Annotated in this window: 13 protein-coding genes; 12 read left to right on the forward strand and 1 reads right to left on the reverse strand. The window is 63.7% G+C overall.

The window, feature by feature from the left end; translation table 11 throughout:
• Positions 1 to 84 precede the first annotated feature (84 nt).
• The 12 genes from ACQ5BM_RS30985 to ACQ5BM_RS31040 all read left to right on the forward strand — a co-directional run bounded on the left by ACQ5BM_RS30985 (position 85) and on the right by ACQ5BM_RS31040 (position 12,521).
• Entirely contained in the window at positions 85 to 828 is a 744-nt protein-coding gene (locus tag ACQ5BM_RS30985) for a FadR/GntR family transcriptional regulator (RefSeq protein WP_429819501.1), read from the forward strand.
• A gap of 111 nt (positions 829 to 939) precedes the next feature.
• Complete coding sequence (locus tag ACQ5BM_RS30990; RefSeq protein ID WP_429819503.1) at positions 940 to 1,899, forward strand: substrate-binding domain-containing protein; 960 nt, start codon at positions 940 to 942, stop codon at positions 1,897 to 1,899.
• 71 nt (positions 1,900 to 1,970) lie between these two features.
• On the forward strand, positions 1,971 to 3,515 hold the full coding sequence (locus ACQ5BM_RS30995) for a sugar ABC transporter ATP-binding protein (RefSeq protein ID WP_429819505.1): 1,545 nt from the start codon (positions 1,971 to 1,973) through the stop codon (positions 3,513 to 3,515).
• A complete protein-coding gene (locus tag ACQ5BM_RS31000; RefSeq protein WP_334197304.1) occupies positions 3,512 to 4,504 on the forward strand; it encodes an ABC transporter permease in 993 nt (330 codons plus the stop codon). The genes ACQ5BM_RS30995 and ACQ5BM_RS31000 overlap by 4 nt, the downstream gene beginning before the upstream one ends.
• A 106-nt stretch (positions 4,505 to 4,610) precedes the next feature.
• Positions 4,611 to 5,396, forward strand: a complete 786-nt coding sequence (locus ACQ5BM_RS31005; RefSeq protein WP_429819507.1) for an SDR family NAD(P)-dependent oxidoreductase — start codon at positions 4,611 to 4,613, stop codon at positions 5,394 to 5,396.
• 19 nt (positions 5,397 to 5,415) lie between these two features.
• Positions 5,416 to 6,528, forward strand: coding sequence for a mannonate dehydratase (locus ACQ5BM_RS31010; RefSeq protein ID WP_429819510.1), 1,113 nt, complete (start codon positions 5,416 to 5,418; stop codon positions 6,526 to 6,528).
• Between the two features lie 9 nt (positions 6,529 to 6,537).
• Positions 6,538 to 7,437, forward strand: a complete 900-nt coding sequence (locus ACQ5BM_RS31015) for an SMP-30/gluconolactonase/LRE family protein (protein ID WP_429819512.1) — start codon at positions 6,538 to 6,540, stop codon at positions 7,435 to 7,437.
• Complete coding sequence (locus tag ACQ5BM_RS31020; RefSeq protein ID WP_429819514.1) at positions 7,434 to 8,507, forward strand: hypothetical protein; 1,074 nt, start codon at positions 7,434 to 7,436, stop codon at positions 8,505 to 8,507. The genes ACQ5BM_RS31015 and ACQ5BM_RS31020 overlap by 4 nt, the downstream gene beginning before the upstream one ends.
• Positions 8,508 to 8,564: 57 nt before the next feature.
• On the forward strand, positions 8,565 to 9,596 hold the full coding sequence (locus ACQ5BM_RS31025; RefSeq protein ID WP_429819516.1) for a phosphotransferase: 1,032 nt from the start codon (positions 8,565 to 8,567) through the stop codon (positions 9,594 to 9,596).
• Positions 9,593 to 10,912, forward strand: coding sequence for a phosphopyruvate hydratase (eno, locus tag ACQ5BM_RS31030; protein ID WP_429819518.1), 1,320 nt, complete (start codon positions 9,593 to 9,595; stop codon positions 10,910 to 10,912). The genes ACQ5BM_RS31025 and eno overlap by 4 nt, the downstream gene beginning before the upstream one ends.
• Complete coding sequence (locus ACQ5BM_RS31035; protein WP_429819520.1) at positions 10,909 to 11,751, forward strand: fumarylacetoacetate hydrolase family protein; 843 nt, start codon at positions 10,909 to 10,911, stop codon at positions 11,749 to 11,751. Before eno ends, ACQ5BM_RS31035 begins: the two co-directional genes overlap by 4 nt.
• A gap of 20 nt (positions 11,752 to 11,771) precedes the next feature.
• Positions 11,772 to 12,521 (forward strand): SDR family oxidoreductase, encoded by a 750-nt coding sequence (locus ACQ5BM_RS31040; RefSeq protein WP_429819522.1) that lies wholly within the window; start codon positions 11,772 to 11,774, stop codon positions 12,519 to 12,521.
• A gap of 116 nt (positions 12,522 to 12,637) precedes the next feature.
• Here ACQ5BM_RS31040 and ACQ5BM_RS31045 read toward each other — a convergent pair.
• The coding region (locus tag ACQ5BM_RS31045; protein WP_429819524.1) for an isocitrate/isopropylmalate family dehydrogenase at positions 12,638 to 13,026 on the reverse strand (389 nt) is incomplete at its 5' end.

Raw genomic sequence — 13,026 nt, forward strand, 5'->3', positions numbered from 1 at the left:
TGCCGCGATGCAGATTTTTCGAGTTTGCGCTTGACTGACGCTGTAATCTGGACCAACAAATAAACATCGCACGGAGGATGGCCGGTGAGCAGTTCGGTACGGGAAGATGTATTGTCGGGCGTGGAGGCGGTGGAGCCAGGCAAGACCTCGGCCGTCGATCGTCTCGTCGAGCAGATCCGCGACATGATCTCCGAGCGTGGCCTCGGCATCGGCGATGCACTGCCGACCGAGCGCGATCTCGGCGAGCAGTTCCAGGCCGGCCGCAACACCGTGCGCGAAGCGCTGCAGGTGCTGCGCGCCTATGGCCTGGTCGAGACCCGGCCGAAGGTCGGCGCCGTCATCAGCGGCGGACATGGCGAGGCGATCCGGCGGCTCTTCGCCTTTCACAATGGGATTTCACCCGACTCGTTCCGGGATCTCCAGGGCTTCCGGCGCATCATCGAGACAGGCGTCGGCGAGCACATCATCCTGACGGCTGCCGATGACGACTTGGCCCGGCTGGACGCGATCAATGCGCGGATCCTGGAGGCCGAGACCGTCGAGGATGCGGCGCGCTGCGATTACGAGTTTCATTCGGCGATCGTCGAGCTCTCAGGCAACCGCACGACGATGGCCGCCTACCACATGCTGCGCTCGGTGATCGAGGAGGTCATGCGGCTCGGCAAGGCTGAGCGCACAGTGCATGCGGAAACCTTCGAGGCGCACGCCGAGATCATCCGGGCGCTCAAGGCTCGTGACCGCATTGCCTATGTCTACCTGATGAGCCGGCATCTGGAGTTCGGTATCCGCTTCGTCGATGCCGTGCCGGGCGGTCAGCAGGCGCGATGAGCACATTGGAAATTTGAGCCACGCCGCCTTGGCGGTGCTGGCGGCCGTTTGCCGGATCCACTCGCCCGTTGGTCCGGCGGCACGAACAGGGCACTTGGGAGGAGAACCAATATGAGCAACATGAAACGTCTGGCGCTTGCCGCGCTACTTGCCACCGTCAGCTTTGCGCCGGGCGCGGCCTTCGCCGGCGGCAAGGCGATCGCCGGCATCGTCTTTCAGCAGGACCAGTATTTCCGCGGCATTCAGATCGGCATGGAGAAGGCAGCGGAAGCGGCCGGAGACGAGCTCCTTGCCGGCAATAGCGACAGCAAGCTGGAGAAGGAAGCCCAGCTGATCGACACCTATATCGCTCGCGGGGTGAACTCGATCGTCGTCGCGCCGCTCTCGGCCGATGCCTCGGTGCCGGCGCTGAAGAAGGCGCGCGACGCCGGCATCACGGTCGTGACCTATGGCACGTCTGCCAACGGTGACGTCGCCCAGGCGACCGTGACGAGCTCGGACCGCGATATCGGCATCGGCACCGGCAAGGCTGCGACCGATTTCTTGAAGACGCTCGGCAATGGCGAGAAGGTCAAGATCGGCACGCTCGCCTTCAAGGCGCTGCTGCCCGAACAGTCCAATGCCCGCGTCGAGGGCTTCCTGAGCGTCGTCAAGGATCAGGTCGACATCGTCGCTCAGCAGGACGCCTGGCTTGCCGAGAAGGCGCTCGCCGTTGCAAGCGACATGCTGACAGCCAATCCCGACATCCGGGTGATTTATGCCGCCAACGAAGGCGGCACGATCGGCGCCGTTCAGGCGGTGAAGAAGGCAGGCCTCGAAGGCAAGGTCTTCGTCTTCGGCACCGACGGTTCCGAGCAACTCGCCAACATGCTGCTGAATTCCGACAACGTGCTGCAGGCAACAACGGCGCAGCAGCCGCTCGAGGTCGGCAAGCAGGCGATCGAAGCCGCGCAGAACCTGCTCGACGGCAAGAAAATAGAGACGAAGGTCAACGTGCCGGTTCTGCCTCTGACCCGCGCCGACGCGGAAGGCGTCGCTGCCTACAAGGAAGGCCTCAAGGCCTTGAAGTAAGGGCCCGGAAGTGAGCTGGCGGCGGGAGCCTTGTCCCGTCGCTCCTTCACCGCGCACACTAGGAAATCCGCATGAGCTATCCGCAACCAAGGTCAGCCGCGTTGCAAGGGATGCAGGGACGGCTGGACTTTCGGGCCGTGACCAAGCGTTACGGCCCGACTGTCGCCCTTTCCGAATTCACCCACAGCTTCGCGCCCGGCCAGGTGCATGCCCTGATGGGCAAGAACGGCTCGGGCAAGTCGACGCTGGTCAAGCTTCTCGCTGGCGTCACCGAGCCGACATCCGGCATGATCAGCGTCAACGGCGAGGACCGCCACTTCACCTCGCCGCATGACGCCTTCGCAGCCGGCATCGTCACCGTACATCAGGAGCTCTCGCTGGTGCCGGAGCTTTCGGTCGGCGAGAACATCTTTCTCGGCCGGCTGCCGCATCGGCGGCGCGCCGGCTTCAGCGTCGTCGACTGGGCGGGCCTGCATCGGCGCGCCGGCGAACTGCTCGCCGACATGGGGCTTGCGCTCGATTCCCGCCAGCCGGTCTCCGCCCTCAGCGTCGGCCAGCAACAGGTCGTGGAGATCGTCAAGGCGATGTCCTTCAACCCGTCGATCCTGCTGCTCGACGAGCCGACCTCGGCGCTCGCGACCCGCGAGGTCAAGCAGCTCTTTGCTTTGATCGAGCGTTTACGCGCCCGCGGCGTGACGATGATCTACATCACCCACCGCATGAGCGAACTTTTCGAGATCGCCGACACCTGCACGGTGATCCGCGACGGCCACTATATCGGCTCGGTTGCGATGAAAGAGACGACGCCTTCGGCAATTGTCGGCATGATGTTCGGCGATGCAGCGCGTGCCACGCGTCCGCCGCGGCGCGCGCTCGACCGCACCAAACCCGTGCTCGAAGTGCGCGAGCTCAGCCGGTCAGGGCATTTCCACGACGTCTCCTTCGACCTCTATCCCGGCGAGATCCTCGGCATCGCCGGCTTGCTTGGCGCCGGGCGCACGGAACTGATGCGCGCGATTTTCGGCGCCGACCGGGTCGACGGCGGTTCCGTCACGCTCGATGGCCGCATCATGACCGGCGCAAGCCCGCGCGATATGGGCAAGGCGGGGCTCGGCTATACGCCGGAAAACCGCAAGGAGGTCGGGCTCGTACAGTCGCTCTCGACCGCCGACAATCTCTGCATGGCCAGCCTCGGCCCGATTTCGAACAGGGGCTTCATCTCGCGCCGGCGCGAACAACCGCATGTGCGCCGCCAGATCGCCGATCTGCACATCAAGTGCGGCGACCCGGAAATGCCGGTGTCGTCGCTTTCCGGCGGCAACCAGCAGAAGGTGGTGATCGGCAAATGGCTGAACCGGCAGCCCTCGGTGATGTTCTTCGATGAACCGAGCCGCGGCGTCGACGTTCAGGCCAAGCGCCAGATCTTCGACATCATCTGGCAGAAGGCGGCCGACGGCCTCGCCAGCATCTTCGTCTCGACGGAACTCGAGGAGGTCCTCGAAGTCGCCGATCGCATCCTGGTGATGCACCACGGCTCTGTTGTCGCCGAAGTCGATCCGACGAAAACCGATCTTACCGAACTCTACGGCCTGTGCATGGAAGGGGCCAAGCAATGACACTTGTGAGCCAAACGACCGAGGCCGGCGGACAGAACACGCCGCTCAAGTTCCTCAAGACCTATCCGATGGAGATCATTCTCGCGGCGCTGGTGATCTTCCTGATCCTGGTCGCGCCCGGCTTTGCCTCGACCAGCAACGTCTTGAACGTACTGCGCACGGTGTCGATGCTCGGCATCATCGCCTTCGGCATGACGGCGGTCATCATCAGCGGCGAGATCGACCTTTCGGTCGGGGCGGGCGCGGCGCTTGCCGGCTGCATCGTTGCCTGGTTTGCCGACCGCTTCACCGATGCGCTCGGCGATTGGGGCGCGGTCACGGTCGGTTTTGCCGTGGCGCTGTTGCTCGGCTTCATGCTCGGCTATCTCACCGGCCGTTTCCGGCAATGGTTTAACGTGCCGACCTTCATCACTACGCTTGCGCTTTTTGCGGCCCTCCGCGGGGTCGCCAATCTCATCACCGGCGGCTTCCCGATGTCGTCCTTCCCGCTCGGCTTCGATTTCCTCGGCGGCGGCTACCTCTTCGGCATTCCGTTCCCGGTCTATATCTTTGCGCTCACCTTTGCGGGCATGCATTTCCTGATGAAGTATACGAGCTTCGGCCGCGAGGTTTATGCCGTTGGCGGCAACATGGAGGCAGCCCGCCTCTCGGGCATCGATATCTGGAAGGTGAAGGCGCTGACGCTGGGGCTCACTGGCGCGCTTACCGCCGTCTCCGGCACGCTGATTGCCTCGCAGATCGGCGCCGGAACAGGGACGACGGCAACGGGCATGGAGCTCGACGTCATCGCGGCCGTGATCATCGGTGGGACCTCGCTCTTCGGTGGCAAGGGCCGCATTTGGGGCACGCTGATCGGGGTCCTGTTCCTCGGGTGCATTTCCAACGGCATGACGCTGATGAATGTCAGCGAATATTGGCAATACGTCGTGCGCGGCGGGATCATTCTCGGCGCCGTGCTCTTGAACCAGGTTCTGGAACGGGTGCGCTGAGACCGGCGCGGGGTGCTCGCATCCCGCGGCCTCACGAAAATCGATCACGCTTATGATCTTGGGTCGCCGCCGATCCAAATCATCGCGATCCATCGCGGAGACAATCATGACTGAATTCAAAGGGAAAATCGCACTCGTCACCGGCACGTCCGGTATCGGTCTCGCCTCGGCGATCCGCCTGGCCTCCTCCGACGCAACCGTGCTTGCCTGTGGCAACGACCCTGCCACCAACCAGACGTTCGACAAGATCGCCGGCGAGCGCAACCTGCCGATGTCGACGCGGCTGACGGATGTCTCCGTGGAAGCCGAGGTCGAAGCGGCGGTCCGCGAGGCGGTGCTGCGCCACGGCGGCCTCGACATCATCGTCAATGCCGCCGCCGTCCATCCCTATGGCACGGTGCTCGATACCAGCGCCGAGACCTTCGCGCGCTGCCTGTCGGTCAATGTCGGCTCGATCTATCTTACCGGTCGCTTCGGCATTCCCGAAATGGTGAAGCGTGGCGGCGGCGCCATCGTCAACATTTCCTCGGTGCAGGGCCATGCCTGCCAGCAGAACGTTGCCGCCTATGTTGCCTCCAAGGGGGCGATCCACGCGCTGACCCGCGCCATGGCCCTCGACCACGCTGCGGTGAAGGTTCGGGTGAATTCGGTCAGCCCCGGCTCGGTACGCACGCCGTTATTGTCGCTCGCGGCTCGCACCTATGGCGGCGAGGGCGTTAGCGAGGCGGAAGCCTTTGCCCGCTTCGGTGCGGCGCACCCGATCGGCCGCATTGGCGAACCGGAGGAGGTGGCCGAACTGGTCGCCTACCTCGCCTCCGACCGCGCCGCCTTCGTCACCGGCTCGGATTTCCGCATCGACGGTGGCCTCACCGCTGGTATCGGCGTCAAGTAATCAGACAGGAAACGTCAACATGAAGATCGGCCTTGGGCTCTACCGGGAGCAACTCACCCCGGATAATTTCCAATTTGCGTTGCAGGCGGGTGCGACCCATGTCGTCGCGCATCTGACCAATTATTTCGCCGGCAAAGATCCGAAGATCGACAGTGGTGATCAGGGCGGGTGGGGCGATTGCTCCCGCGACCGGCTCTGGTCTTTCGAGGAGCTGTCGGCGCTGGTGAAGGATGTGCGCGCCGGCGGCCTTGAGGTGGCGGCGATCGAGAATTTTTCGCCGCGCTTCTGGCATGACGTGCTTCTCGACGGACCGGAACGGGCGCAACAGATCGAGGGCCTGAAGCAGCTGATCCGCGACGCCGGCCGCGCCGGCATCCCCTGCATCGGCTACAATTTCTCGCTCGCCGGCGTCTATGGCTGGACCCGCGGGCCCTACGCCCGCGGCCGTGCCGAGTCCGTCGGCTTCGGCGTCGAAAACAGCGTTGCGCCGGCCCCGGATGCGCCGATCCCCGACGGCATGGTCTGGAACATGCGCTATCGCCGCGGCGTCGCCGGCGCCATCCCCGTTTCCGTCAGCTCGGCGGAACTTTGGGACCGCCTTGGTCGCTTCCTGAAGGAGGTCGTGCCGGTCGCGGAAGAGGCGGGTGTCGTGCTGGGCGCCCACCCCGACGATCCACCGGCGGAGGAACTGCGCGGCACGGCGCGGCTCGTCAACCGCCCGGAAAAATACGATCGGCTGATGGCGATCGTCGACTCGCCCTCGAACGGGCTGGAGCTCTGCATCGGCTCGCTGCAGGAGATGCCGGGCGGCGACATCTACGATCATGTCCGCCGCTTTGCCCGCTCCGGCCGCATCGGCTACATCCATTTCCGCAACGTGCGCGGAAAGATGCCGCATTATGTCGAGACCTTCGTCGATGAGGGCGACATCGACATGGCCGAGATCATCCGCATCCTGCGCGACGAGAACTACCAGGGCGTGATGATCCCCGACCATACACCGGCCATGACCTGCGGCGCCTCCTGGCATGCGGGCAAGGCTTTTGCGCTCGGCTACATGAAGGCGCTGGTGCAGAACGCCGAAGCGCTCGGGCCATCGCGCTCGATCCCTGAAACCATGGCGGCGGAATAGGAGGCAGCGATGGCCCGTAAGCTTGTCTGTGTCGCGCCCGTCGGCGACCGCTGCGGTGAGGGCGCCGTCTGGTCCGCGGACGAGGCGGCCGTCTACTGGACGGATATCAACCGTTTTCTCGTGCACCGCTACGACGAGGCAACTCAGGCGGTCAGAACCTGGCTGTTCGACGAACCGGTGGTCGCCATCTCGCTGACAAAAGAAACCGGCCGCCTGCTCGTTGCTCTCGGTTCGAAACTCCTCTGGTGGTGGCCGAAGGCCGACCGGCGCGAAGATCACGGCTTCCGCCTGCCTGGCGCGCCGCGGGTACGGCTCAACGATGGCCGTACCGATCCCGCGGGCAACTTCTGGGTTGGTTCGATGAAGAACAACGTCCTGCCCGATGGTGAACTTGGCGAGGCCGGCCCGGGCGAAGGCGTTCTCTACCGGATTGCGCCCGATGGCGCTGTCACCGAATGGCGCCATGGGCTCGGTATCTCCAATACGCTCTGCTGGAGCCCGGACCGGCGCACCTTCTACTTCGCCGACACGTTGGCAAACGAAATCTATGCCTTCGACTATGACGCAGCCGAGGGGGCGATTTCAGGCGAACGGCATTTCTTCGCCGGATTCGATCGCGGCTCGCCCGATGGCTCGACGATCGACAGCGAAGGCTTCCTCTGGAACTGCCGTTTCGGCGGAAGCTGCATTGCCCGGATCGCGCCCGATGGCCGCCTTGCCGAAGTGATCGATATGCCGGTGACCAACATCACCACCTGCACCTTCGGTGGTGCCGATCTGAAGACGCTCTATATCACCACCGCCAGCATTCTTTCCGGCCCCGGTGAACGCCTCGCCGGCAGCCTTTATGCCATGCGCGTTGAAGTTCCCGGCCTCCCGGAAAACCGGTTTGGAGTGACAACCAGGTGAGCGCGGAGACGAAACGATGCGCGCTTGCCTGGGCGCATGGCTGCCTCTCGGTGCAGTCGCTCGGCGGAATGCTCGGCCCCGTGCTATTTTTGCTGCCGAACGGGCGGCAGGTCAGTCCCTTGCATGTGGCACCTTGGGGCAATGATCTCGAGCGCGAGGCACTGCCCGAAATCCTGCAGGAATTACGCGGCGAATGGCCCTGCGTCCCCTTCGGCGGCGATGCCGATCGGGCGCTTCCCGCAGGCTGGTCTGCGACAGGCGAAAGTTTCGATGGCGCCGGCGTGCCCCATGGCCATAGCGCCAATGCGCACTGGGGTTGGGGCGCGTGCGACGACCATCAGATCACCATGGAATGCCGTTACCCGGAGGACCATCCGATCGGCCTTTTGAGGCGGAGGATTATGCCGGATCCAAACGCGGCCGCCATCGACGTCACCCTGGAAATCGAGGCGCGGCGGCCATGCCGCCTGCCGATCGGTTTGCATCCGACGTTCCGGCTGTCGAGCCGCCCGGGTTCGGTCACTATCGAACCCGGTGCCTATGATGGCGTCTGGAGTTTCCCCGGCGACGTCGAACCGGGCGCGGCCTTGTTCTCGCCCGATCGGCAATGGCCATCGCTCGGCGAAGTCGAGACGCGCAGCGGTGCGACAATCGACGCCTCGCAGGTGCCGCTTAACGAAGAAACCGAGGATCTGCTGCAGCTCTTTGGTGTCGACGGCAGCTTGGCGCTCCACTACCGCGACGAGGGGTTTCGCGCGCGGCTCACCTGGCAGAAGGATCATTTTCCAAGCCTGCTACTCTGGTTCAGCAATCGCGGCCGAAAGTCCTATCCCTGGAGCGGGCGGCACGTGGCGCTCGGCGTCGAGCCGATCGCCTCTGCCTTCGATCTCGGACCGGCGGTCTCTACGGCGGCCAACCCGCTGGCGTTATCGGGCGTTGCAACGGCGATTGCGTTCGAGCCGGGTCAGACCTTCACCACCCACTATCGGCTTTCGGTCGAAGTCGCTCCCATCAGCAATCCTGCCGGGCACGCGGCCGCGACAAGCCTGGCTGCAGTTCGACAAGTTTAGTGGTCACTGCTGGCCGACGAATGCCTGGCCGGTCAGCATTTTTCGTTGGGGCAAGTCATGTCTAGTCTTGCGTGCATACTCGGCGCCGGAAATGTGGATCCCGCCATTCTCGAATTCCTTCACAGGTCCGGGCAGGTCCAGGATGAGCAGGCGTGGGCGATCGAGCCGCTGACAGGCGGCGTCGCATCGGACATTTGGAAGGTCACGACGAATGAAACGAGTTTCGTCGTCAAGAAGGCGCTGGCGAGCCTGCGCGTGGCCCAGGACTGGAAAGCGCCGGTCACGCGAAACGCCAGCGAGGTCGAATGGATGCTCGAGGCTGCAAAGGTCGCTCCGGATGCCGTTCCGCGCATCCTTGCACATGATCCGTCGCTCGGTGCATTCGCGATGACCTATTTCAATCCTTCCGAAAACCCCGTCTGGAAGGAGGAGCTGCGCAGTGGGCGCGTCGATGTGACGTTCGCGCGTCGTCTGGGGAGTGTTGTCGCGGCAATTCATGCGGCGACCGCGCACTCGCAAGATATCGGCCGCCGGTTCGCCAATGACGAGGTCTTTCACTCGATCCGCCTTGAGCCCTATCTTGAAGCGACGGCACAGGTGCATCCTGATCTTGCTGCACCGCTTCTTGCACTGTCGCGGGACGTGATGAACACGAAGACCGCGCTTGTTCACGGGGACGTCAGCCCAAAAAACATTCTGATTGGCCAGGATGGCCCCATCATCCTCGATGCAGAATGTGCCTGGTATGGCGACCCATGCTTCGATCTTGCCTTCTGTCTCAATCACCTGCTGCTGAAGTGTATCTGGCGACGGCAAGATGCGGCGGAGCTTCTGCACAGTTTCGAGGCTCTCGTGAACTCATATCTCGCGGGCGTGACCTGGGAGCCGGCAATTGCGCTTGAGGCCCGGGCCGCGAGGCTTTTGCCGGCTCTTCTGCTGGCGCGCGTCGACGGAAAATCGCCGGTCGAATACATCACGACACGCACGGACAAGGACTTTGTCCGCCAATTTGCCCGTAACCTGATCCAGTCACCCCCAGCCACCCTGGCCGATGTAACGCGAGCCTGGGCCGAGGAACTCTGCAAATGAACGACACGCAAATCGCCGGGATCAAGGGCCGGCGCGTCTGGGACTCACGGGGAAACCCTACCGTTGAGGCCGAAATTACGCTTGCCAGCGGAGCGCAAGGCCGCGCGATCGCACCAGCCGGCGCTTCGAGAGGAACCCGCGAAGCAACCGACTTGCGTGACGGCGGCAGCAGCATGTGCGGCAAGGGCGTTGCAAAGGCCGTGGCAAATATCGATGGGCCAATTGCGAGGGCGCTGATCGGAAGAGACGTCCTCGATCAATCGGGAGCAGACGCTGCCCTCTGCGCGCTCGACCCGTCGCCATCAAAGGCGATTCTCGGCGGTAACGCCACAGTCGCCGTGTCACTTGCGGTATTGCGCGCCGCTGCTGAGGCCGCCCGTGAGCCGTTGTGGCGCCGTGTTGCCAGCGCATATGGCCGGCAGCCGTCCATCCCTCTGCCCGAGATCCAGATATTCGGCGGAGGAGCTCACGCAGGCAGGCGCGTGGACGTGCAGGATTTCATGATCATGGTTCCAGGCGCCTCGAGTTTCGAAGAGGTCATGGAGATCACCAACGCCGTTTACTTCGCCGCCGGCGATATTATGGCGAGAAAAGGCCGGCTTGCGGGGGTGGCGGACGAGGGCGGATGGTGGCCCGCTTTCGATAGCAACGAAGAGGCGCTCGAGACGTTATGCGACGCTATCGTGAAAGCGGGCGAGACGCCGGGCGATCGGGTCGTCATCTCGCTTGACGTTGCTGCCTCGGAGTTCGGACGGGGCGGCCGATACAAGTTGGCGCTGGAAAATCGCGAACTGGATTCGGGCGAGATGATCGACCAGCTGGGCCGATGGCTCGATACCTATCCGATCGCGTCGATCGAAGACCCTCTGGCCGAGGACGATATCGAAGGTATGGCGGCATTTACGACCCGTTTCGGGGGGCGTGTCCAGATAATCGGCGACGACTATCTCGTGACAAATGCGGCTCTCGTCCGCGATGCAGCCAGCAATGGCGCCTGTAATGCCGTGCTGATCAAGGTCAATCAGGTCGGAACAGTCACGGAAGCCGTGGAAACCTATCTCACCGCCGAAAGGGCTGGTTGGCGATCGGTCGTATCGGCACGTTCGGGAGAAACGGAGGACGTATCCATCAGTCATCTCGCCATAGGGCTCGGCGCCGGCCAGCTGAAGGTTGGCTCTTTCACGCGATCGGAGCGAATGGCCAAGTGGAATGAATGCATTCGAATCCAGGAGCAGCTCGGTGCCAGCGCGTTCGTGGCCGGCGCTCCGCTGCACAACACCTGGTGGTCTAAAAAGAACAAGAGGATGACGGTATGAAATTGGTCCGGATAGGCGACATCGGTCGCGAAAAACCGTGCGTACTCGACAAGGACGGCAAAGCACGGGACGTATCCTCGTTGATCGAGGACGTCACGCCCGAAACGATTGGAACTGTAAGCGCGCAGCTGGCAGACGCCGATTTCGACGCACTTCCCGAGGTTGCGCTTTTGTCGACGCGTATCGGCGCTCCGATCAAGCAACCGCGCAACATCTGGTGTATCGGCCTCAACTATTCGGACCATGCTGCTGAAGCCGGGCTGCCGGTGCCTGCTGAACCAATCCTCTTCAACAAGGCGGCCGGCACCTATTGCGGCCCGAACGATCCGATCCTCCATTCCAGGACGATGTCCAAACTCGACTGGGAGGTCGAACTCGGCATCGTCATCGGCAAGCGGGCATTGAATGTTTCGCGTAGCGAGGCGATGGACCATGTCTTCGGCTACACGGTTGTCAACGATGTCTCCGAACGCGCCTGGCAAATGGAGCGCGGCGGCCAATGGGTGAAGGGCAAGAGCTTCCCAAACTTCTGCCCGACGGGTCCGTGGCTCGTCACCCGTGACGAGGTGCCGGATCCGCAGGCGCTTTCGATGTGGCTCGACGTCAACGGCGAACGCATGCAGGCAGGCACGACCGAGCGCATGATCTTCGATGTCGCGACCATCGTCTCCTACGTGAGCGAGTTCTGCGTGCTTGAGCCCGGCGATCTCATCTGCACCGGCACCCCGCCAGGCGTCGGCATGGGCAAGAAGCCGCCGCGTTATCTGAAGCCCGGCGACGTGGTGGAACTCGGCATCGACCGGCTCGGCCGCCAGCGCCAGATCGTTCAGTCACTCTAGGCTTGCAGAAAGGGCTCACCATGAATCGAAAGACGGAACGTTTGGCCGGACGCGTGGCCGTCGTGACGGCGGCCGGCCAGGGTATCGGCCGTGCCGTCGCCGAGCGGCTGATGTCGGAGGGCGCCGAGGTTCACGCCAGCGACATCAACGCCGACCTGCTCGCCACCCTTGACGGCGCCGCGACGACGCGGCTCGATGCGACCGATCACGCAGCTGTCGCCGCCTATTTCGAGACCTTCGCACGGATCGATATCCTGGTGCATGCCGTCGGTTATGTGCATCAGGGCACGATCGAGGAATGCTCGGCTGCCGACTGGCGCCGCTCGGTAAACATCACCCTCGACAGCGCCTATAACGTCATTGCCGGTGCGGTCCCGAAGATGAAGGCTGATGGCGGCAGCATCATCACCATCGGTTCGGTCGCCTCCTCGATCAAGGGCTTTCCGCGGCGCGCCGCTTACGGCGCCGCCAAGGGCGGCGTCATAGGCCTGACCAAGGCAGTCGCGGCAGATTACGTGTCGGAGGGCATTCGCTGCAATTCGGTCTGCCCCGGAACGGTCGCCTCGCCCTCGCTGGAGGATCGCATCGGCGAACTTGGCGAGAAACTCGGCAGCCGGGACGAGGCTTACCGGTCCTTCATCAGCCGACAGCCGGCCGGGCGTTTCGGCACCGTGGAGGAGATCGCTGCCATCTGCGCCTTTCTCGCCTCTGACGAGGCGGCCTTCATCACCGGCCAGGCGATCAACATCGACGGCGGCATCACGATCTGACGCGATACTGTCGCTCAAGGCGTCAAACGCAAGACACCTCCGGATGCGCTCCGGAGGTGTCTGTTTGTCGGGTGGTGGCCGGCCTCAGGCCGGTGCCATGCGGCATCGTCCGCTGATCAGGCCGACAGCGCCTTGAACTCGGAAAGGATGGCGTCGCCCATCTCTGTCGTGCCGACCTTCCTCGCCCCTTCGGCCATGATGTCGCCGGTGCGGATGCCCTGGTCGAGCACATTGGCGATCGCCTTTTCGAGATTGTCGGCCTCCTTCGTCAGGTTGAAGGAGTAGCGCAGGCACATGGCGAAGGAGGCGATCATCGCGATCGGGTTGGCAATGCCCTTGCCGGCGATGTCCGGGGCCGAGCCATGCACCGGCTCGTAGAGCGCCTTGCGCTTGCCGCTGACCGCATCCGGGGCGCCGAGCGAGGCCGACGGCAGCATGCCGAGCGAGCCGGTCAGCATCGCCGCCACGTCCGACAGCATGTCGCCGAACAGGTTGTCGGTGACGA

It is taken from the genome of Ensifer sp. B1-9 (assembly GCF_050474445.1).
In the GTDB taxonomy this organism is placed as follows: domain Bacteria; phylum Pseudomonadota; class Alphaproteobacteria; order Rhizobiales; family Rhizobiaceae; genus Ensifer.